This is a genomic window from Vibrio sp. R10-SG3-ISO3 (assembly GCF_059834225.1).
In genome coordinates, this window is the sequence record NZ_JCBDHE010000030.1 from 141,131 (window position 1) to 163,692 (window position 22,562).

At 51.4% G+C, this 22,562-nt stretch carries 19 protein-coding genes; 12 read left to right on the top strand and 7 right to left on the bottom strand.

Annotation, left to right across the window (positions count from 1 at the left end):
- Positions 1-73: 73 nt before the first annotated feature.
- From AC6R1A_RS07565 to murB, 4 genes are all read right to left on the bottom strand, one after another.
- Entirely contained in the window at positions 74-406 is a 333-nt protein-coding gene (locus tag AC6R1A_RS07565) for a DUF3135 domain-containing protein (RefSeq protein WP_500646167.1), read from the bottom strand.
- A 257-nt stretch (positions 407-663) separates the two neighbouring features.
- A complete protein-coding gene (locus AC6R1A_RS07570; protein ID WP_500646168.1) occupies positions 664-1,284 on the bottom strand; it encodes a helix-turn-helix transcriptional regulator in 621 nt (206 codons plus the stop codon).
- Positions 1,281-2,249, bottom strand: coding sequence for a bifunctional biotin--[acetyl-CoA-carboxylase] ligase/biotin operon repressor BirA (gene birA, locus AC6R1A_RS07575; RefSeq protein WP_500630028.1), 969 nt, complete (start codon positions 2,247-2,249; stop codon positions 1,281-1,283). Before birA ends, AC6R1A_RS07570 begins: the two co-directional genes overlap by 4 nt.
- Positions 2,246-3,361: a UDP-N-acetylmuramate dehydrogenase gene (gene murB, locus AC6R1A_RS07580; RefSeq protein ID WP_500638821.1), complete on the bottom strand. Its 1,116-nt coding sequence runs from the start codon at positions 3,359-3,361 to the stop codon at positions 2,246-2,248. Before murB ends, birA begins: the two co-directional genes overlap by 4 nt.
- A 206-nt stretch (positions 3,362-3,567) precedes the next feature.
- Between murB and AC6R1A_RS07585 the strand changes: the two genes are divergently transcribed.
- The 4 genes from AC6R1A_RS07585 (at position 3,568) to pssA (ending at position 6,458) form a co-directional block, all read left to right on the top strand.
- Positions 3,568-3,999 carry a GNAT family N-acetyltransferase gene (locus AC6R1A_RS07585; protein ID WP_500633232.1) on the top strand — a complete coding sequence of 144 codons (432 nt, stop codon included), beginning with the start codon at positions 3,568-3,570 and terminating at the stop codon, positions 3,997-3,999.
- A 259-nt stretch (positions 4,000-4,258) separates the two neighbouring features.
- Positions 4,259-4,666, top strand: coding sequence for an HI0074 family nucleotidyltransferase substrate-binding subunit (locus AC6R1A_RS07590; RefSeq protein ID WP_500633231.1), 408 nt, complete (start codon positions 4,259-4,261; stop codon positions 4,664-4,666).
- 7 nt (positions 4,667-4,673) lie between these two features.
- Positions 4,674-5,000: a nucleotidyltransferase family protein gene (locus tag AC6R1A_RS07595; protein ID WP_500633230.1), complete on the top strand. Its 327-nt coding sequence runs from the start codon at positions 4,674-4,676 to the stop codon at positions 4,998-5,000.
- A 117-nt stretch (positions 5,001-5,117) separates the two neighbouring features.
- Positions 5,118-6,458, top strand: coding sequence for a CDP-diacylglycerol--serine O-phosphatidyltransferase (gene pssA / locus AC6R1A_RS07600; RefSeq protein WP_500633229.1), 1,341 nt, complete (start codon positions 5,118-5,120; stop codon positions 6,456-6,458).
- Between the two features lie 329 nt (positions 6,459-6,787).
- Here the strand turns inward: pssA and wecA are convergent, their stop codons facing one another.
- On the bottom strand, positions 6,788-7,855 hold the full coding sequence (gene wecA / locus AC6R1A_RS07605; RefSeq protein WP_500627447.1) for a UDP-N-acetylglucosamine--undecaprenyl-phosphate N-acetylglucosaminephosphotransferase: 1,068 nt from the start codon (positions 7,853-7,855) through the stop codon (positions 6,788-6,790).
- Between the two features lie 213 nt (positions 7,856-8,068).
- On the opposite strand from wecA, the gene AC6R1A_RS07610 reads away from it, so the two are divergent.
- A complete protein-coding gene (locus tag AC6R1A_RS07610; protein WP_500633228.1) occupies positions 8,069-9,304 on the top strand; it encodes a sensor domain-containing diguanylate cyclase in 1,236 nt (411 codons plus the stop codon).
- Between the two features lie 50 nt (positions 9,305-9,354).
- On the opposite strand, the gene AC6R1A_RS07615 is transcribed toward AC6R1A_RS07610, so the two are convergent.
- A complete protein-coding gene (locus tag AC6R1A_RS07615) occupies positions 9,355-11,040 on the bottom strand; it encodes a hypothetical protein (protein ID WP_500633227.1) in 1,686 nt (561 codons plus the stop codon).
- 378 nt (positions 11,041-11,418) lie between these two features.
- Between AC6R1A_RS07615 and AC6R1A_RS07620 the strand changes: the two genes are divergently transcribed.
- Together AC6R1A_RS07620 and AC6R1A_RS07625 are read left to right on the top strand one after the other, a co-directional pair.
- Complete coding sequence (locus AC6R1A_RS07620; RefSeq protein ID WP_500633226.1) at positions 11,419-13,566, top strand: putative bifunctional diguanylate cyclase/phosphodiesterase; 2,148 nt, start codon at positions 11,419-11,421, stop codon at positions 13,564-13,566.
- A gap of 93 nt (positions 13,567-13,659) precedes the next feature.
- The gene (locus tag AC6R1A_RS07625; RefSeq protein WP_500633225.1) at positions 13,660-14,049 is read left to right on the top strand and encodes a hypothetical protein; all 390 of its coding nucleotides are present in this window, start codon (positions 13,660-13,662) and stop codon (positions 14,047-14,049) included.
- Positions 14,050-14,377: 328 nt separating this feature from the next.
- Here the strand turns inward: AC6R1A_RS07625 and AC6R1A_RS07630 are convergent, their stop codons facing one another.
- Positions 14,378-14,638, bottom strand: a complete 261-nt coding sequence (locus tag AC6R1A_RS07630; protein ID WP_500633224.1) for a hypothetical protein — start codon at positions 14,636-14,638, stop codon at positions 14,378-14,380.
- Between the two features lie 494 nt (positions 14,639-15,132).
- Between AC6R1A_RS07630 and AC6R1A_RS07635 the strand changes: the two genes are divergently transcribed.
- The 5 genes from AC6R1A_RS07635 to AC6R1A_RS07655 form a co-directional block, all read left to right on the top strand.
- Positions 15,133-15,606, top strand: a complete 474-nt coding sequence (locus tag AC6R1A_RS07635) for a hypothetical protein (RefSeq protein WP_500633223.1) — start codon at positions 15,133-15,135, stop codon at positions 15,604-15,606.
- Between the two features lie 18 nt (positions 15,607-15,624).
- Positions 15,625-17,172 (top strand): hypothetical protein, encoded by a 1,548-nt coding sequence (locus AC6R1A_RS07640; protein ID WP_500633222.1) that lies wholly within the window; start codon positions 15,625-15,627, stop codon positions 17,170-17,172.
- Positions 17,165-19,963, top strand: a complete 2,799-nt coding sequence (locus AC6R1A_RS07645) for a site-specific integrase (RefSeq protein ID WP_500633221.1) — start codon at positions 17,165-17,167, stop codon at positions 19,961-19,963. The genes AC6R1A_RS07640 and AC6R1A_RS07645 overlap by 8 nt, the downstream gene beginning before the upstream one ends.
- Positions 19,960-21,240 carry a hypothetical protein gene (locus AC6R1A_RS07650; RefSeq protein ID WP_500633220.1) on the top strand — a complete coding sequence of 427 codons (1,281 nt, stop codon included), beginning with the start codon at positions 19,960-19,962 and terminating at the stop codon, positions 21,238-21,240. Before AC6R1A_RS07645 ends, AC6R1A_RS07650 begins: the two co-directional genes overlap by 4 nt.
- A gap of 275 nt (positions 21,241-21,515) precedes the next feature.
- On the top strand, positions 21,516-22,562 hold a 1,047-nt coding region (locus tag AC6R1A_RS07655), incomplete at its 3' end, for a tyrosine-type recombinase/integrase (protein WP_500646169.1).

Genomic DNA, 22,562 nt, shown 5'->3' on the forward strand with positions numbered 1-22,562 from the left:
AAGCCCCCCTCTCTCCAAAACGGGGGACTCAAACACCCGCTCTCAGATCGGCGCAGAGTCGACGCAATGTCGCTCAGCGCCACGCATCAAATGGAATGACCTCTGCCTTTTGTTGGGGTTCAAGTAACGTGTCTGTATCGAGCGCTTGCTGGAATTTGGTCATTTGTGTGACGAGCTCACGCATGAGGACAATATTGGTGTGATTGGGGTTTTTACAACGGCTAACGACCAGGTCAATGTGACTTTGCTGTGCCCAGAGCCGAGCTTGCATTGGCTCTGAGGCCGAGCTGATCATCTCTTCGCAGATTTCTTTTTTGAGAGCAACAAACGCATCGGGATTTTTTTGCGCCAGTTCGACCAGTTCATCGAACGGCGGCAGTTGCTGAAAAAGCGGTGAAGTGTCCATGTGCGCCTCCTTGCCTCACCCATCAAACGTTAAGAATAGGTTAAAAAGTCAGCGATAAAAAGAGGGGGAAGGGGGGAGTCTCATTAATGAGAGGGTGTGGGGTGTGGGGTGTGGGGTGTGGGGTGTGGGGTGTGGGGTGTGGGGTGTGGGGTGTGGGGTGTGGGGTGTGGGGTGTGGAAGTTTGATAGATGGAAAGAGCTTGTCAAGAACATCTCGCCCCATTATCTATTCCCCACAAGCGAAGCGACCCCCACCCATTACCCATCACCCATCACCCAATACCTACACCGTCTCTCCCCCCGCACAATATGCTCCGTCCTTTCAATATGACACTCTGGACCAAGCAGTTGGCGAAAAATGTTCAACTCCGATTGACACAAACTGGGGCAATGGGTCGCGGCGCGGCAGATGGGGCAATGGTTTTCAGTGAACAGATAGCCGCCGTCGCAGGCTTCGAACTCGGCCATGTAGCCTTCTTGTTCGCGTATCTCGACTAGGGCTTTGAGCTTGGCTTCCAGCGTCTCGCAGCCGTGCATACGCGCTTGATAGTGCGCCAAGGTTTGGCTTTCGCGATCAAGGGTCACCTTCTCCACCCCTTCGAGGCCATAAAGACGCTCTACTGCGTCGATGACTTGAATCGTCAGCTCTCCATGACGATCGGCAAAATGGCGATGGCCTTTCGCCGTTAAAGACCAGTGACGCGTCGGCCGACCCACTTTGACGCGAATATCTTCAATCGCCAGCAAGTGGTCGTCTTCCAACGCTTGCAAATGCTGGCGCGCGCCCATGGTCGTCATATCCAGCAGATCGGCAATCTGCTTGGCGGTCACGCTGCCTTCGCGTTTGATGATGTGGAGTATTCGCTCGCCCGTTTTCATGCGCCCCTCAGACTCACTTCTCCGCCCACATACTCTTCTACCCCTTGCTCTGTCTCAATCAACACCGCGCCTTGCGCGTTGATGCCTCTTGCAATACCGTACACCTCTCTTGGCCCCATAATGAGTTTTATAGGACGGCCGAGAAAGTTATCCAACCGGTTCCAACGCTCGACAAAACCGTTCATCCCTTGCAGTTCATAATCAGACAACGCGCGGTGCAGGGTTTTAATTAAGGTGATCGCCAGTTGATTGCGATCGACGCTTTCCCCGGTCACTTCAGAGAGTGAGGTCCAAGGCTGGGTAATCGCCGAGGTGGAGCGCTCGCTGCCCGCGGCCATTTGCAGGTTCATGCCCATGCCAATCACAAGGTTAGCAGCGCCGCCCGCTTGACCGGACATTTCGACCAAGATCCCGGCGAGTTTTTTGTCTTGATAATAGAGATCGTTGGGCCATTTGAGTTTCACACCGTCAATCCCGAGGGCTTCGAGGGCTTCGACAATCGCCACGCCGACCACTAAACTCAGGCCCATCGCCGCGGCCATGCCAGCATCGAGACGCCAAAACATCGAGAGATATAGGTTGGAGCCAAACGGTGAGATCCATTCTCGACCGCGTCGGCCGCGCCCTTTGGCTTGGTATTCCGCCAAACAGACCGCGCCTGATGTTAGGCTATCCGCTTGATTGAGAAGATGTTGATTGGTCGAGTCAATGATCGGAATGAGCTCAAGTGGCGTCGCCACGCCGGCTTTCAGCACGGCTTCATCGAGCAACTGCATCGGCTTAGCCAACTGATAACCTTTGCCCTGCAGGCGAAAGATGTCGACGCCCCACTCTTGAATGCCTTTAATGTGTTTACTGACTGCCGCGCGTGAGATGCCGAGCTGCTCACCGAGCGCCTCACCCGAGTGAAATTGACCATCACTGAGCTGGCTCAAGAGCGTGAGTTTGGTGTGGTGCTCTTTCATCGCATCTCTCCTTGCACTGCGCTATCGATGGACGACTTCGCCGCGCTGACTCGCCCCTCTTCCAGCAGCGTTTCAAGGCGCGTCTCACCATGTGGCCCCATAAAGCGCACTTCGTGCTCGAGCGTGACACCAAAGGTGGCTTGCACTTTAGCGCGCACCGTCGCGGCAAGGGTGAGCACATCATCGGCACTGGCGTTGCCAGTATTTACAATCACTAATGCTTGATTTGGATGTACTTGCGCGCCGCCAATGCGATGCCCTTTTAGCCCGCATTGATCAATCAACCAGCCAGCCGCGAGTTTCATCGCGCCTTCATCTGAATCCCCTGAGGGATAGGCCACCAGCGTTGGAAACGCATCGCTTAACCTTTCATAGTCTGATTTGCTCACGACGGGGTTTTTGAAAAAACTGCCTGCGTTACCTTGCACGCGCGGATCGGGCAGCTTTTCCTGCCTAACGCGGCACACAGTATCAAAAATCTCTTGGGCGGTGACGCTTTCACGCGCAAAGCCTTGCAGCGGGCCGTAAGCAATATTGGGCTGCCACGCTTTGGCGAGCTTTAAGCCAAGCGCCACAATCACCACTTTTTGGTATAAATCGCGTTTGAAAATCGAATCACGATAACCGAACTGGCACTCTTGCGCGTGCATTCGGCGTACTTCAAAGCTCTCCAGACAGAGCACATCAACGTATTCGCACACATCTTGTAGCTCCACGCCGTAAGCACCAATGTTTTGAATCGGCGCACTGCCTGCACAGCCCGGAATCAAGGCCAGGTTTTCTAACCCATCGTAGCCAGACTCTACACACCACTTCACCAGTGATGGCCAATCTTCCCCCGCCTCAATATGCAAATGCCAGTGGGTGTCGCTCTCTTGCACTGTTTTTCCGAACAAATGATTGACGATCACCACACCTTGATACGGAGCGGTAAACAGCATATTGCTGCCCTTGCCCAGCATCAGCTTAGGCAACCTCGCATAATCATGGCTTTGATAGATATCGATAATATCCTGCTGCGTGTGGGCTTCAATCAGCACCTCACAGGTTTGCGCGATAGCAAAGGTATGGTGGCAAGCGAGGTTGGCGTGGGTTTGAATGGTTTCAGGCATGGGTGTCAGCATGGATAAGGTTGGGTGGTTGACAGGTGTTGATATTCTACTCGATGGGAATGAGAGTTCCTAGTTTCTAGTGCCTAGTTCCTAGAAGGGGGGGGGGGCATAGTTCCTAGTCTCTAGTTCCTAGAGGTGGTGGGTGGTGGGTGGTGGGTGGTGGGTGGTATTATGGAGAGAGGTAGATGCATGGCAAGGAGTTTGGGGTGTTTTCAAAGATTGTTGAGGTTGAGGCGATGAAGCTGCCGCTGGTGAACCGCTTGTATAAAGCGCACTATCCGGCGGGTAAGGCGAAGAGTGATGAGTTGGTGATTGCGGGCTATATCGGCACCGAAATAGCGGCGGTGGTACGCTTTCGAAGCCTTGCTGAATATCGCTTATTGACCGGCATGCTTGTGGTGCCTAATCACCGAGGCCAAGGGCTGGGTCATGCGCTGCTTGAGTATTGCCAACAGCACATCCTCGGCCCACACGACTACTGCTTTGCCTACCCTCACCTCGAAGCCTTTTACGCCCAACATGGCTTTACCACGCTCGATAAAAGCGCACTGCCAAATGATGTGAAGAATCTGTTTGAGCGCTATGTGCGGGGTAAACCACAGTTAGTGGCGATGGGGAATTTAGAGGCGAGTTCCTAGATCCTAGTTCCTAGAAATGGGGGGGATAGAAAAGAAGATCCTAGTTCCTAGTGCCTAGAAGGGAGTGGAGAGACACGAAACAAGATCTTAGTACCTATTGCCCAGCAGCAAACGTTTGAGCATAAAACACCCCAAAAACCACTAGCCCCCTCTAGGAACTAGGCACTAGAAACTAGGAACTCCTCCCCACTAGGAACTTCCCCCCAAACACAGTAAAGTAACCATTAAAGCGAGACCCATCCTGCCCAGGTGAACAACGATGAACTCAAATCCAGACCGTTGGAAGCAACGTTTACAAAATTTAAGCAAAGCACAACAAAGGCTCCAAAAAGCCTGCGCGCAAGAGAGTTACAACGAACTGGAACTGGCGGGTTTAGTGCAAACGTTTGAGTTTTCCTTCGAGCTAACGTGGAAAACGTTAAAAGACTTGCTTGAATTCGAGGGCTTTGATGTCGCCTCTCCGCGCAGTGTCTTTCGAACCGCGCTGGAAGCGAAGCACCTCTCCTCTGAGCAGTGCGAAACACTATTGGAGGCGTTGATTAAACGCAACCTGCTGTCGCATACCTATGACGAAGCCAACGTACTCGAAGCTCAAAAGCTCATTTTGGAGTCGTATGCGCCGGTGATAGAACAAGTCACCCACTATTTGCAGGCTAAGCACGGTTAGCCCGCTTATGCTCACACCAAACGTCGACACCTGCGCTGCAACGATGGGTCTAAAACCCCATCAATACCAATTAATCGAAGAGATTGTCCTTGCGCACCCACTCGTCGAGCACGCTTGGGTGTTTGGCTCAAGGGCGCTAGGCACCTTTAAAGACAGCTCCGACATCGATCTCGCTCTAGAGGGTCCGCATCTTTCGATGAGTACCATCGCCCAAATTCAAGACCAATTTGAGCAATCAACGCTCCCCTACAACGTCGATGTGATAATCACACACACTGTCACCTCCGAGGCCTTACTCGCTCATATTCAACGTCACGGTATTCAGTTGAAGTGAGGGGGAACTTCTCCACCACACACAAAAATACACTTTCGTCTTGACGCAAACCTATCAACCATCACCGATTTCTTGCTAAACTCCCTGTCCACTTTAAAGAAAGGTAACGCCGTCACCATGATGACCAATCGTAATTTGTTTGAGCAACTGCCTGCTCTGGCTCAGGATCCAGCTCAGTTTGAAACGCTGTTTTCCGCGGCCGATTTTCGAACTCGCTTAATTGAAGCGATTCGTCAGGCAAGCAAGCGAATCTATCTGGTTGCGCTCTACTTGGAAGACGATGAGGCCGGCCGAGCGATCCTCACCGAGCTCTATGAGGCCAAACAGCGCAACCCAGGCCTCGATGTCAAAGTGTGCGTCGACTGGCACCGCGCGCAGCGTGGGCTGATTGGCGCAGAGCCCGGCGAGACCAACGCCGCCATGTACAAGCGCTTTGCTGAGCAGTATACCCATCGCGTGCCTGTGTACGGCATTCCGGTACGCGGGCGTGAAGTGTTTGGTGTGCTGCACCTCAAAGGTTTTGTGATTGATGACCAAGTCATCTACAGCGGCGCCAGCTTAAACAACATCTACCTGCATTATAAAGAGCGCTACCGCTTTGACCGCTACCACGTATTGGCGAATCCAGCGCTCGCCGATAGTATGGCCGAGTTTATTGATGAAGCCATGGTGGCGCACCCGGCCGTGAACGATCTCGCGTGCCCAAGCAAGCCGGAAACCGCGCAGATCAAAGCGCACATTCGCCAACTGCGCGCGCAACTCGCCAAAGCCAGTTACCCGTTTGAGCCGCAAAACATTGGCGCGCATCAAGTCGCGGTGACGCCGATTGTCGGCGTGGGGAAAAAGCGCAACAAGCTCAACCAAAGCATCAACCATTTACTGGCGATGGCCAAAGATGAGATTTTCATCTGCACGCCCTACTTCAACTTCCCGCGCAGCGTCGCGAAAGAGGTGAAAAAAGCCATCCGCCGCGGCGTAAAAGTCACCATTGTGGTGGGTGATAAGACCGCCAACGACTTTTACATCTCCCCGGAGCAAGAGTTCAAAACCATTGGCGGCCTGCCGTACCTCTACGAGCGCAACCTGCGCGCGTTTGCCAAAGCCAATGAAGCCAATATTGCCGCCAGAAAGCTCTCCTTGAGACTGTGGAAGCACGATGAAAACAGCTTCCACCTCAAAGGGATTTGGGTCGATAAGCGTTACATGATGATTACGGGCAACAACCTCAACCCACGTGCTTGGAGCCTAGATCTCGAAAACGCGCTGCTCATCAGAGATGACTACCATCACCTGACCCCGCAATTCGAGCTGGAAGTGGAGAATATTCTCAAGCACACGCAGTTAATCTGCACATATAAGCAAGTGGAGAAGTTTGAGGATTACCCGCTGCCGGTGAAGAAGCTGATGCGCAAGATCACCCGCGTGAGAGCGGATAGAGTCTTAAAACGCATTTTGTGATGGCTTATCCAAATCTATCGTGACACACGATATCTCTTTCGAGTATTCGCCAACCGTCCGCGCTAGCTGGGCGTAATATTCCCCCCTATTTGAGCGCAAAAAAAAGCCAAGTCAAAGACTTGGCTTCATACAAATGAGATACTCATGTATGTTAAACGTCATTTTTAAGGACATAGAGGGCCTTAAAAGATGGCAGCGTTTGGTACACGCCAACTATCCATAAATGCTATGAATGACTACCATCGGGCTGAGATTATAGGCGCATATGAAACCGTGTCAATAAAAGTGGCGTTTGGTCGTTAAAAAAGCCAAAGGTCACACGTCAACGCTCACAATTTAACCACCGAATCATTGGATTCAGATTCTCTACGTAACCAGCTGGTGATGCGCCAAACATAACTCATCACAACGTTGTATGCCAAAAACACCAATACAAAGCCTGCAAACATCGTCGACTCCTCAATGCGCCACTGCTCTCCAGCAATACCAATGCACGCTAATGACATAGCAATCGCACAAATCACGGTGAGTGTCTGGCGAGAACTCAGCCCCAAACGTTGGAAGATATGGTGCAGATGTTCTCTATCTGGTTTAAAAGGTGAATGACCTCGGCGCAAACGACGATACATAATCGACGCCATGTCCATCAAAGGAACGGCAATGAGCCACAGGGCGGTCACCGGTCTGAGAGGCAGTTCTTGACGTTGACTGACCCCCAACAACATCCAAATCACAGTAAAGCCAATCATCATACTGCCGGCATCCCCCATAAAGACCTTGCGCTCACGCCCAAAGATACCGAGGTTCATACACACATAGGGGATCATGGCAAAGATAAAGACCAAACATAGATGAGCCAGACCATGATGCGTATCGAGATACATTAAATACGCGATCGCTGAAAATGTCACTATCGCAAGTCCACCCAACAGCCCATCGATACCATCAACCATATTGAAAGCATTAATCGCACCGATGACGGCCAAAATAGTCATTAGCGGACTGAGCATACCAAAATGTAATACGCCCAAACCAAAAATATCCCCCACACTATCGAGACGAATATCCGCTATAGCCATCATGACAATGGACAACATTGCCTGTACGAACAATCGAATCTTGTAACTAATATCGAAACGATCGTCTATGGCCCCGACAATAATCAGCACTGTCAAACAGGACAAGAAAAGAGAACTGTGCTCAATGAGGTCAGGGTTCGCCGTTAAAAACTGTGCGATGGACAAATAAATGGCGATTCCCCCCACTAAGGGAATGCTTCCGGTATGCAATTTTCGAGCATTGGGTTTATCGACTAATCCCACGACTCTTGCGACCTTTCTCAGCAAGAACAGTGAGGCAAATGAGAAAAAACCGACAAATGACAACTCAATGAACATGGTGCCGTCCTAGCTACTGATGAATTATTAAATTTTTTGTGTACGGATCATACGAAACTACGAGCGGCATGTACACCTTGTTGATTATATTTCTTTCACATACTCATCAAAACACATGAAACAAATGGCAACAGCACTATAGCGCTTATATCCGTGCGATCGTATGATACGTGTTCGCTTGCACGCTTGTGCATAATGAGTACGAGGACAGCCATGCCAAAGTTAACCATTGATACCCAATACGGCATCATCATTATCCAAAACTTAGAGACCGTATTCGTCAATGAATACTACGCGCACCTGTATGGCTACTCTAGCGCCTCTGAACTCCTCAACTCAATAGACTCGTTTCTTGACTTGATTGATCCGTCCTACCATCCCCAAGCGATCGACAACTATCATCAAACACTCAAAGGTGACGTTCTTCCCCGCGGGAGAACCTTTCGTAATCGCGATCGACACGGTCGGGAGTTCGCAGTGTTTGCTATCGATCATGTGATTGAATGGGACGGAGCACCGGCTTTACAAGTCACGGTTATCGATCTCTCAGCGCAAGAACGAGCCCAACAGCAACTTCACGAAAATGAGCGAAAATTCAAGCAGCTGATCATTAAGTCTGGGCAAGGCATTTGCGTCCACCGCAATTTCAACCCCATCTTTGTCAATCAAGCTTGGGTTGACTTGATGCGCGCGCCGTCCATCGATGCCGTGCTCCGTGATGTCAACTTACTCTCCTTCCTACCCGAGGAGGAACACGCCAACGCTCAGGTACGTTATCAATCACTCATTAGTGGCCGTTTATCTGGGGCCAAGACGGTTGTGAAAAATCGATGTTTTGATGGCGAGATTCGTTACTTTCGCGTCTACGACAACTTGATTGAATGGGATGGAGAGCCAGCGGTTCAAGCCGTCATCGAGGATGTCACCGATCGAATTACACTCGAAGCCAAGTTAAGACAGCTGTCGGTGACCGATCCACTGACCGATATCTATAACCGCAGGGAACTCGATCGTGTGCTTAACCAAGAGTTTCAAAGAGGGCAACGGTATGGCCATCCATTTGCGGTTATCCTTATCGACATCGATCACTTCAAGTTCATCAATGATACGTATGGCCATGATGTGGGCGACAACACATTGCGAGCCATTGCTAACACTCTTCGTGACACCCTACGCCAAACTGACGTGTTAGGCCGTTGGGGTGGAGAGGAATTTTTAATTGTTTGTCCGTCCACGGACCTTACCGGTGCCTCACACCTCGCCAACACCTTGAGAGCACGCATTGCGAATCTAGCACTAGACGATGCGAAGCCCGTTACCATCAGCATCGGCGTCGCCAGTCTAGATACTGACGACACACAAGTCTCCGACGTTCTAAAAAGAGCCGATCGCGCGCTCTATGACGCAAAACGTAACGGACGAAACCAAGTAAAGGTGGACCACCCGTAATATTACACACGAGCCGTCCCACATTACCTGCGCTCAGGAAGGGGAATTCGTTAGCGGATCAACGACACTGACGAATACGAATCCGATACTGATACAATGCCAATCTGACTATGCACTTGGCGATACAGAACTGGCGAAAACTCGCTATGTGTTCGAACCCATTCACCTACCCATTTTCCCTGCTCTAGAGAGAACTGCTGAAAATAGTGGGGCTCTGGGTACACTCCATCCACTTTCGCAGAACGAAGCGAGCTGTACCACGAAACGGTACTGTTATCGAGTCCCATATACCACTCACCTTGTGGGAACAGACCAAGATAGGTTAACTCCCCCTCGTTGTACACGTAATGGTAGTCTTCACTCACGTAACGTTGATCGCTGTCCACTCGAACCAGAAATTGGCCTTTTGCGAGGTAACGGACAACCGTATTATTCCCATCGGCTTCAAACGTATCACCTAAAGGGGACGCATTGTGGCTGCGCATCACCGCAGATTTTATTTCCTCACTTGTCGGCAAGTCGGTCTTTGTTGTGAGCTCTCCGCGAAAACTGACTTCGTACAGGTTCGCAGTATCACCAATATCGGTGTACACGCGATACGCTACTCCTTCAGCAGCCCAGGTCTGTCGCTCTGTTCTGGTTTCTCCAAACATGGTGAGTCTGTCAATTTGAGTATTGCCTGTATGATTAATTAGGCTCACCCCATCGCCGGTTAAAACCACAGGATAAGTAAGCGTGGTCTCTGTCACTTTATTGAGCGAGTCATCGTATTGGTGCACTTCGTTATCAGAAAACTCCACAATCAAGGCGCTGCCATTGACCGACCACTGATCCACATCTTTGTCGGTGAGATCCAGCTTGTTGATAATTTCACCGCTTTGTGCGGACAACACAAGAAAGTAGTTGCCAAAACAATTCCCAACGACAATACGATCCTCTGACAAAACATGCGGATAACACGGATGAAAAGTACCGCCTTCGACTTGGTGCTCGCTATAGTCAGTTTGCTCCCATTGCACTTCAGCGCTCTCATAAGAGAACCGCGTCTCGACCCCTCCTTGTTCAGGGTCATTAATATCTCCAAGCACTGGATTCTGATTTTCATCAAGATACACAATGCGCCCCTGAAAGTCAGACTGTACACTACTTTGAATAAACTGACTGATCACCTGAGCTCGATTATGTATTGCCGTAATGTTGGACTGAGTTTGGATCAATTCGTTATCAAATTGCTGAAACAATGAACGTGCAAGTAAGTGCGCATCCTCATGCCCTTTTGCAATAAAATCACCGGATACTTTATCAACGTCTATTCCTAACTCATGGGCGATATCAGACAAACTCCCCCCTTGAAGAAACGCCAATGTTGAAAATGGCGAGATCTCTGTGATCCCTGGAGCTGCGACAAGCTCTCGACTCTCGGTCAAGCTGCCAGAGTAGTCACTGTCTGTAGTCAATCCTGCCACAATCTTGATGATGACAGGTGCATCTGTGGCCGCCCCCATGAAGACACCGCGCTCATTAGTCAATCCTTGATATTCCGCCTCTTCGGCGATGCCATTTACGTTTTCATCAAAGTAGACTTTTGCTTGCATCAAATAACCATCAATTGCGGTATATGTAAGCAACGGACTGTCTTGAGTTGTGCTGGACGACGAATTATCTTGACAGCCAAACAGCGCAAAGGCGGTCAATAGTGAAGCGACGATCGGTCGAACGGTATATGGTTGTAGCATGTTGGATGTTCCCAATATAAATAAGGCATGACGTATTATTGAATAACAATACCACCATATGAAACAATGTTAAGCAAATGAAATAAATAAGAATTTTAATATCGGTCAAGTTTATTTTGCTCACTTGGCGCACCCAATCCGACGACTTTCGACAAACCGTAGGCAGTCAAAGTACATTCGACAACTATTTGACACCACTATCGATTAATGAGACTACTACCCCCTCAATAAATGAAACATTGCACATAAGAGTTATCCACTATTAGGTGATATCAATCTGTGTGTACCCGTGACGCGTTGACTGTCAATGCAGCCTGTGTATGGTTGGCATCAATACGAGCGATGTTAAACAAGCAGAGAGAGGTGTTCCCCGCAGTGATGACGAAGCCCTATCGTAACCATTCGCTAAGCTTTGAAGACCCGCAAAGCACACTGACTGCTGAAGATTACCCCACCATGCCTCAAACGCGCCCTTTTGATGACGTAGCTCAGTGCCTAATCGAAGCGCTACACGATGATAAGCTCTTAAACGCACTCACCCGCTTTTTTAGCCATGCTGAGCAGGTAATAGCGCTCACCCCCGACGCTTACCCAGATTTCCGCTCCACGTTACGTGCCTTTCATGTCTTTATAGAAAAGAGCACCGAGCAACAGCAACTGTTGGCGGCGCTCACTTTATGGATTCGCTGGCTTTCTGCGTCGCAAAAGCCGTCTACACCAACCGAGCCCATAACATCGTTAATGGTACTCACTTCGCTGCGCCTCGCCGACGTCGCGGTCCCAATGCTCAGTGAACTGCATTCACACAAACATACCGTCGAGCGACTCAAAGACAGTGAGCGCCGGCTGCACGATGCCATGGATTACGCTCAAATCGGGCACTGGTCATCCCCTTATGAGGGCTCTCAATCTCAGTGGTCACCGCAAATTTATGACTTGCTCGGATTAGAAAGGACCTGCCCTCCAGGCCTCGATACCCTAAAATCCGTCATCGATGAAGACTTCATGCCCCACTTTATTGCTGCTCGGCAGCGCTGCTTTGAGACGGGTGAAGACTTCTTCCTAGAGTGCCCCGTCACTCGCCCGAGTGATGGGGAGCGCCGGTGGATTGAGTGTCGTGGACAGGTGCATTACCTCGAGTCTGGCGCCCCTGAGCGACTGTCCGGCTTCATTCAAGATATCACGAGTCGTAAAGAGAGTGAGAAAACCATTACCCAACTCGCCTATTTTGACCCACTGACGTCACTTCCGAACCGGCGTTGGTTATTGGATAGGTTAACTCAGCTGTGTGACTCTCTCGGTCATCGTTGCTCATACTGTGTGATTCTCTATATCGACATTGATGACTTTAAAAAAATCATTGATCTTCATGGTCACCCGTGTGGCGACACATTGCTGATGCTCATCACACAGCGTATCAGTGCGCTTCTTCGCCCCCAGGACACACTGGCGCGTATCGGACATGACGAATTTATGTTGATACTCTGTGGCTTACCTAAAACGTATCCTCAAGCGCTCGAACAGGCCAACCAATGGAGCTCTCAGTTACTAGAAGCGTTGGCACAACCCTATACCATCGACGAGCATAAGTTTGTGAATAGTGCCAGTATCGGAATGGTGCTTTTTAATGACAGTGCCGTTGGTGTTGAGGAGCTCATTAATCGCGCTGGGATGGCGTTAACGCACGCCAAGCGAGATGGGAAAAATGTGGCGCACTTGTACCATCAAGCGATACAAGACAGCGCGTTGCAACGCCTCCAACTCGAGTCGTCACTGCGCCAAGCCGTCGAACTCAATCAACTGGCGTTGTATTATCAACCTCAAGTTCATGGCACCGATCTGACTGTCGGCGCGGAGGCCCTGATTCGGTGGTTCCATCCAGAGTATGGACTTGTCGCTCCTGATGACTTCATTCCACTTGCGGAAGAAACGGGACTGATCATTGGTATTGGGGATTGGGTACTAGAGCAAGCTTGCCTTCAACTCTCGCGTTGGCAATCTGACTTCCACTATCTGACTTTGTCGGTCAATGTGAGCTATAAACAGTTCACGCACTCAGATTTCGTGACAAAAATCGAATCGGCTCTTAAGCGCTATCCGATTTTACCTGGCACGTTAAAGCTCGAGCTCACAGAAACCATGGTCGTTGAAGACATTGAGCTCACCATTGCGCATATGCAAGCCCTAAAAGCGCGTGGCGTTATTTTTTCACTAGACGATTTTGGTACGGGCTATTCCTCGTTGCAGTTTCTCAAGCGCTTGCCAATCAGCCAGATTAAAATCGATCGCTCTTTTGTCTCAGAGCTTGAAGACAACCCTAACGACCAATCCATTGTCTCTGCGACCATTGCCATGGCGAAGGCATTGGGCATCGATGTGATTGCTGAGGGTGTTGAGACACAGGCGCAAGCTGCTTTTCTTCAAGAGCAAGGGTGTGACACCTACCAAGGATATTACTATAATCCGCCGTTATCGCTGTGTGACTTTGAACGCTACTTAAAGGCAAGCGCCCGCAGGTTGACCTAACAGGGTACGGCTTTAAAACGATATAAGCTACATCAGCGCTTCGCCAGCCACACTTCAACGCTCTTGGTATTGAAAGTAAAGCAAAGAAAAATCATGTTGAAATGTATCTCCCTCGCCCTTCTCTGGATGGCCAGCTTACCCATCCTCGCTACGCCACTACTTGACAGTGATGTTTACGAACTTGCCAAGCAACGTATCGCGTTTCAATGCGACGGATGCCCCGCCATCGCCGCGGCCATCCTCACAATGAGAGAGCGATTGTGTTCGATGCCGATTACGGAAGAAGCGATTCGCGCGATTCCATCCGAACCTTTATTTCTGCAAGCAAAGGAGGAGCTCGCCCGGCTTCACGACAGCTCTTTTGACGACTATATTTTGTCTCTACAAAGAGGGGCAAACTGTATGAGTAGCGATGCTTGGCTCAAAGAAACGCACTTTCACTTTCGTCGTTTAACTGGTGAGAATTTATCAACGTCTCCGTAAACCATGACATTTCGTCACCCTAGAATGGGAAACAATAAAAAAGCCAGTTACTACAATGAGTAACTGGCTGTATGTGTGTGAACAAATCTATTCACTAACAACGTCAGTTGGCTAGGTGACCCTGGCTTTATCTAGGGTCAATGAAATAAGAGCACAATACGTGCCAACAAAATACCGCTAAAAACGCACAAAAAAACCACAATGAAACCGATTGCAAAACCTTTCGTTGCACATAGCAATTGCAAAATGCAATAACCATTTCAAATTGCGATCAACTCTGAATTTCACAATATCCTTGATCCCCTCAACCGAATAAACCAGGTGGCCGTTAAAACAACACGTGGATGTTGTCACAACGCTGACTCGATGATGCCGAATGCTCATCGTCAATATCCAGGCTAACCAACTCTTGCTCTAGGATGGCCTCTTCTTGCAGGTCTACTTTTGACTGGATCAAGTCCTCATCATTCATGTGATGTGTGCGTACGTGAACACGGATATCATCGTCGCTCCAAGCGCTACTGACTTCATAGACCCTTTCGCGCTCAACCGTGATCCTTTCTTTAATCGTCACCCGCTTAACTGACATGGTCGTTTTCCTTCTTTCAGCTTTGTCTACCATCCACCTGTGTGGCTGATCGCGTCTGGAGTTGATACCACTCTTGCGAGCGGGTGCGCCCCTACCCTCAGCCATACCATCGCTGTGTATAGTATGCTGAGCCTTCCAGAACGGCCAGCGCTTGTGGCACATATTTTACCATCACACGATTTCAGACTATGAAGACCGACCTTCGTAAACAGCGTGATGGTGCCCACTTTTGATGCAGGTCTCCCGAGCGAGTGCTTACATCATCATCGACAACCATAATCCGGCCCCTTTTTCATCGAGTTTTATTAATTTTGAGATCAAAACTCCATATTTGCACAAAAATTGAGAGGTCAATCCAAAAACCTATTCCCTGCGTTCAAAAAATAGGCTTATGATGAAAAAGCCAACATGCACACCATATGTTGTCAATAAAACCAATATTTTCCCAATATATGGACATTTCGTATTTCATTGGTAAAGAAAGCGAGAAAAGAATGAGACCCAAAAGCAAGAAAATCGCCCTCCCTGCCTTACACATTGAATGGCACCCCCTTCTTCACTCCCTCACCCAAGACGACCGCTTTCAACTCACTCAGCTTCAGCCCCTAGACGATATCTCAGCCCAGCATCTTCAGTCGCTCCTTGACCTGCACCCCATTCCCGTCACATGCGTGCCCCACACCGAGCGATTTCACTGCCTCATTCCTATCCCTTTGATTGAACGACTTGGCACCCACCCGCAGCGCGCGAATTTACGCGCCTCCTTGCTCATCTATGACGACGCCGATGTCCACGATCTCCTCACCAGCTTTCTTTTGCTCGATCCCGCACTCGCTCTGTCCACCCACTCCGCGCACACACGCAATGTGCACAAGAGGCTTCGTCAATTCAAAACGCATGCGCTCCCAGCGCCAAGCAAACGGACCCTCGCAGCGCTGGCACAGTGCTCTCCATCCGCCTTTCGATAGCCCCAAAGGAGCGCGCCGATGATGACGTTTCAACACATTGCTCGAGACAATCGCCGTAAGAATGCCGGCGGACAGTACCCCGATGCGCTTGCTCACGCGACCACCCTCGCCATTATGCTGCGCAAACTGGCTCGCGAAGATCCCAAAGAGCGCTCAGCCATGACCGTCGTTGCTCTCTTTTTGTGGCTCACGCAATCTTGGTCGACGATGACTAAGCCCGAGGCTATCCCTGACTTTGTCAAAATCTCTGGTGCCACGCCTTGCCGAGCCAATACCTTTCGTACCTATAAAGATGGCGGGATCTCATGGGCGGAATATGCGCAATGCTATGAGGACGAAACCACGACCCATTACTTGTGGCAGCCAATGCCGAGTTATCTCAATGTCCTGTTCCAGCCCTTTATCAGCGCGCAAAGTTATGACACCCCCTTTTTAAAAGCCAAAACCAAACGCCGCTTGTTTCATCTAATGAACACGAAATGGCGCACACCAGAGTCACTGCAACACTGCCCACGGGTGCGTAAAGATACGTTGAATCAGTATCTGATTGATTGCGCCCTCGTCGACAACACGCTCACGGCCATTCCCCGCTCGCTTCTCGTTTCAGCCAATAGAGCTCACCATGTGCATGCGGCGCGGTATCAGCGCAGCGACAGTGATCGGATACGCTTCAAACTCTTTGATGCGCATAATCGCTATTTCTCACGACTCGTGCACGCCGCTCGCAACGCTCAACTCTTACCCCACTTTGATGTATACCTCGGTCAGCACGCCATCAATCTGATTGCTGAGCGCCCCAAGCTTGCGCCCTATCTCTCATCACCGGGCCGGATCGCGCAAACCGTCTTAGATACCACCAATGGCTCTTTGCAAAGTATTCGCTCGCCTGCGCTGCCGGTCGGCAGTCGACGCCATCTCGACGATACGGCCGTCAGCCGTTTTTTTGATGGCCTATTTGAGCATGTGCGGGCGATCAAGCCTCAACAGGCGGCCAACCAGCTCGCGTGGCGAGACTACTACAACCGCGCGACCTACCGATTAGCCTTACTGTTCATTGTGCTCACGGGGACGCGCCCGACCCATGGTATCAGCGTTCTCGCGCGCTACTACGCAGGGGGCGACATCGCCTTTGTCCAAGACAAAGGCCGACTGCGTCAAATCATCGTCTGTGACTACCTACAACGAGAAATCGCGCACTACCAGAGGCTTCAGTCGGCGCTGCTCTCGATGTGCGGGATACGGACAGACGTTGAGGAGCTGTGGTTCTGCCTGGATGAGCATGGCCTGCCTCAGCGGCTTTCCAATCGCAGTTTGCGTCATTTTATGCATGCGCATTGGCCAGGGGTGGTGCCCTATCAGCTTCGTCACTTCTTTGCCCAAAGCGCAGCCAACACGCTGACCTCAGCGCGACTGCTCGACCAAGATATTGACCGCCTCATGGGACACGAAACCTTAGGCGAACACCTAGGCAGCGACGTTCTGTTTCCCAGCACTGTGGAGGCCATGAAAGTCTACCTCAATGCCTACGCCAACAACCTGGGACTTAAGGAGCTCGCCCATGTCTGATTTCTCCCACGCCCTCTGTACATCCGTTTGCGAGCATTTTGCTCAGTTGGGACGCACGTGCGCTGACCTTGACGATCTGCGCTGGGTCGTCGCGCGTTGGCCGCTCGAGCAGCACCCAACACGCACATTGACCCGCGCTGATATTGAGGCGATCGAAAAACAGATACGCATCATCCCGACCGGAAAGCAAAGGGATTACCGCCAAGCCCTCAGCGATCTGCTGTATTATCTTCAAGCGGCGTGTCAGTGGACCTTACCCGAGGCGCGCCAACCCGGCATTCACGATGCCGACCATCAGTGGTTTGTCACCCTCGCCGGCGAAGCTCGCCACGCCCAGCAAGTCTTTACCTGTTATCAGCAGCAAAAAGCGCAGTACCTGACGACTCGAGGCGAGCTGTCTGCCGCCTTCATCGCCCTGATGCTGGGCTTTGAAGTGGCGCCGCTGTCGCTCTATCATCTTGCTCAGCTTCTCAACGATCGTGGCGCCATCATCACCGATCACGCCGAGCCCCGTCTGCGAGTTCATCACCGCGTATCCACCGACGAGTCCCCCGTCTATACGCACTACCATCTTCCGCTGATAAGCTACCGGCTTTTAAGTGATTACTACGCTCAATCTCACGACCCCATTAGCGAGTCAGCGCTATTGCAAGAGCTGGCGCGGTGGCTGCAGTCCCAAGCCTTGCCACCCGCCGAGCGCTTCATGTGGCCACGGCGCTTTCAAATCCATTGGTATACCCACCATCACTTGCCACCTCTGTTGCTCAAAGATCTCGCCATCCCAGAGCGACATGTCAGTCTCCCAAACGACGTCCCCACCTCGACGCTCAAAGCGAGCGACATTTATGCCATCGATTGGGACATGGAGTGGTTTACGCACCTCCCCGAGTCCAAGCGAAAAATACGCTGGCCTCACCGCGAACTGCTCAAGGCGTACTCGAGCTCCAACCCCCCTTCACGTGAGTTAGCGCCAGTGCGAGACGTCAATAACTTGCTGCCACGCTTACTCTATGACTATACGCAGCAACTCATCCGCGCCGGTGGCGTGAAAAAAACGCGACTGGCCGCCAGCACCATCACCAAATACACGGGCCTCACCAAAACGCTAGAGCCCTACCCCTTATCCTATTCAGATGCCATCAACGAAGAGGCCGTGAATGCTTGGGCGCAAAGCGTGTATGACTCGCTCCCAAACGAAACGAGCCAACACATTTTCCTCTATTTTTTGCGCTTTCTCAGCGCTCAAGAGCAGACTGACGGCCTTGATCTATCGCGATTTTCACCGCCAATCTCAGCCCCATCGGTCAGCCCCGCTCGACTGACACTGACGCAATTCGATACTCTGATCCACACCTTGATTGCCACCAACACCACACACCCTTTTCGCAGTCTGTTTGCCGTCATCGCGAGCCTGCTCGGCTATTTCGCGATGCTGCGTCGAGGTGAAGTGCTGCGTCTTCGCGGTCAGGACATGCAGTTTGTGCCCAAAACCGGCCTGCTCCACTTGACCATAACGCACACCCAAGAGGGACGCACAAAAAATGGGGAAACGCGCACCGTCGCGACCACCATACCCAAACGGTATCGCCAATTGTTTCAAGCCCTTCTCGTCATAAAAGAGCACGCGCCTGCGTCGTCACCACTGCTTAGCTTTGAAGGGGAAAAATACCACTCACGCCAACTCTATTACTTTGTTCCTATCACCCGAGCCTTAAAGCGACACTTCGGTTCGCACATGAAGTTTCATCATCTGCGCCACTCAGGCGTGCACCTTTTGATGATCCAAACACTGCATTTTGTCAGCGGCACGCCAGGGCCATACCGCGGTGAGACGATGCTAGAGCATGAGGTGTTGTCCAAGGAAAGCGTGTCAACGCGGTTTGAGGATTGGCTGGAAGGCCGGCACTTCTCTGAGGTCAATGATGGTTTCGTTCTGGATAAGGTCTTAGCGCAGATTGGCCACACCCACTACGCGACGACCCGGTGGTCGTATTTGCATGATATCGACTGGCTGCTGCCCATTGTCAGCCCAGCGCACCAGCCCTACCCGCTTCGAGACTATACTCATAGCGAGCTGCGCTACCTGATGGGGCTGTCTGCGACCTCGAACGATCTCTCCCGCCGCTTGAACGAGCTCTGTCCAGAATATGCGCGAAAAACACTTGGCGAGAAACGCAGTCAAGCCATTCGCCTCTCAGATGCCCAGCTGCGCGGCGCGCTGTTTGGTCATCCTGCCCCCCTTAAAGAAGAGCCGGAGCCGGATCACTTTCGCGTTTGGCAACAAACCATTCACGCCAGCGCCGAGACCTTGGTCGGTTTTCTGTTTAAAAGCATGATGGTCAACCAATGTCTCGATCTTGCCGCGCTCAGTCACATCTGGGGCCTGGGCTGTCAGCATGATGTGCAACCGGTGAGCAAAGCATCGCGCACCGCCTTTCGTCAGTTGCCCGCACCGGCCTTATCGGCCGGCGGACAGGCGCTCACGCTGACCATGGCGTGCAATCAAAAAAATGCGCGCGCTTTTGCCGCCGCCTTTCGCCACAACACCTGGCGCTGGCTCGAGTGCCGATTTGAGCTCTCCGTCAACCGCAAACTCCATCGCGAGCGCCAGGTTGCGCTACTGAACGCGCACTACGTCCGCGGCAATGAGCGCGTGTGTGTCACGACACACGCGCTTGGGCCAACGTCCCTGACCATCGTCTTGACGCCCAAGCGCGCCCTGCCCAAACCCGTACTCGAGTTTACTCAACAGTTTATCCAATCTATGTCACAACAGAAGGTCACCTCATGAAGATGATGATTCCCGCCGCTAAGCGAGCACTACTGCAAGCCTTATCCGAGCATATCGATACCCACTATGTCGATAGTGTGGTCACACTCATCACGCACAAAGCCGAGCGCATGGTCACGTTGGTCTGTGGTCAATCGCCATTTTGCGCCGAGTACACACTACACCTCGACGATCGCTCCAGCGAACTTAAAGACAAACAGTTCTCCATCGATGGCAGCTTTGCCAAACGCCTCATTCACTATTTCGGCGAAGAGCAGGACATTGAGCTGAGATTCGACACCACCACGTCGGGGACTCTGTTTGTGGAGTTGATTGATACAACAGACCTTGGCAAAGGGGATGACTATCAAACCCCTGCGCTGCGCCGCTGCCAATGTGGCGACGCCTCAGAGGAGCACTTGGCCTACTTAGCCGATAATCAGCAGCGCCCGACGGCCACCACCTCCAAAGCGACCATCGAGCGCATCGTGTTTGAGGCGCAGGAGAATGTGCCTTTTGAGTTTCTTGAACTCAATAAAGAAGAGCAATACCTGCGCGTTCAGCGTCAAGGCGAAGTCGAAGACAAGTCCCTTCCGCAAGGACTCACGCTGCCCGTGTCTCTGGTTCTCACCCCTGAGACCACCAAGCAAATGACCGAGCTGTGCCGCATTACCAGTGGCAATGAGATTGAAATCGCGCAGCAGGGTGAGACGGTGACGTTTAAAGCCCCCGAATGCACCCTCACTTGCTCTATCGCCGGTGTCGAAGCGTTTTACCAAAAAAAGCCCGACCCCGTTCGCAGCTTAAAATACGTCGCGCTGAACTTATTCGCGTTTAAAAAGGAGCTCGAGCACTGCTTTAAGCACTATGGCCGCATCAAAAAGGCCAACGATGCCCTGTTGTATCTTGGCGAGGACCGAGCGGCGATTGCGGTGCTGACCCCGCCTTATGAATTTGCTCACCCCATCCATGTGTTTGAAGTCGGTCAACATACCCCTCACGCTGGCTCGTTGTTTCGCTTCTCACCGCGCGATCTCGACAACATCAAAATCAAAAACTCGCTTGAGGCGAAGAAAACAAGACTCGATGTGTTTGAAACCTCACGCGGCGAGCTCAAACTGGGGGTGTATTACTCGCTGGATGAGCGACTGCCCTATGACACCATTGCGATCGAAAACGACGAACGTCACCTGAACAAGGTCCTTTCGATGATCGAACGTATCGACGCAGGGCAAGAGGACACGGTCATAGCGCCTGAGCAGCAAGGGGATTTGTTCTCTTTTGCAGATGAGCGGTAAAAGTAGGGACGTAAAGCGAAAAAAAAGCGTTTGAAATAGCGCCTAACCACTGGACAAACAACCAGTGGTTGATATAGTAATTGATGAGATTTTCACCAACAGTATCGAAAACCGAGGCTATTGGGGTCTCTCAGACAAGCAGTTGGGATAGGAAGGCGGCCACCTCCCTACCCCGTACCGGCTGCGCAGACGTTTAACCCTCCCCAGCCGATGGCTCGATTCTAACGAATTCCATCGGTCAGGGACAGATCTATCTGACACCGATGGAGGCCAGCATGGCTCATATTCGCATTCGCCCCAACGGGCGCATTCAATTTGATTTTTACCGCTTTGGGGTGCGCTTTCGCGAAGGCACCCAATTAATGGCAACCCCAAAAAACCTGCGAGCGGCGCAGGCCACGCTCAAAAAAATGAAAGCGGAAATGGACTTAGGCACATTCCAATACCGCGACTACTTCCCCAACAGCAAAAAGGTCGCCAAGTTTGAAGCACTGCATCGCGCCCGCTGCCCCGATTACCAGTATCCGTTTTTCTCAGATTACGCCAACGAGTGGTTTGAGCGCCAAAAAGCCAACTGGAAATCGAGCTATCAACGCACCGTGCGCAACACCCTCGACCGCTACCTTATCGAAGAGTTTGGTAACGTGTTGATTGGCGATATTCGCCTTTCACACTTGGACTTTTTTCGTCAATCGCTTCAAGAGCGCTGCGGACGCGATGGTCAAACGCCGCTGACCAACAAACGCATCAATCACATTCTCTGGCCACTCCTTGCCATCTTAAGCCTCGGAGCCGAGGAGTATCACTTCCCCTATCCATTTCGCCGCTATCGCGCGCTGAAAGAAGAGCGCGCCGAGTCTAACCCGTTAACCATCGACGAAGTGCGCGCGTTTTTAGCCGCAGTCGACCCGCAATGGCACGATTACTTTCTGGTGCGTTTTTGGACGGGCCTGCGCAGCTGCGAAATTCACGGGTTGTGCTGGCAACACATCGATTTTGATCATCGCTTAATTCGCATCAGACAAAACTTCGTCAATGGCGAGCTCGGTGACGTCAAAACCCCTAAGTCGCGACGCGATCTCAAAATGAGTGAAGCCATCTATGAAGCGCTAAAACGCCAGCGTCAACGCGTGCCCCATCAAGAAGACCAGTTTGTGTTTCCTCACCCAAACGGAAACGGATTAAGCACGCACTACGTCAGCTCAAAGCTGTGGTACCCCACACTGAAAAAAGCGCAGTTGAAAAAACGTCGCCCCTATGAAACTCGCCACACCGCAGCCGTGCTGCACATTGCAGCGCACGAGAACCCGCTCTACATCGCG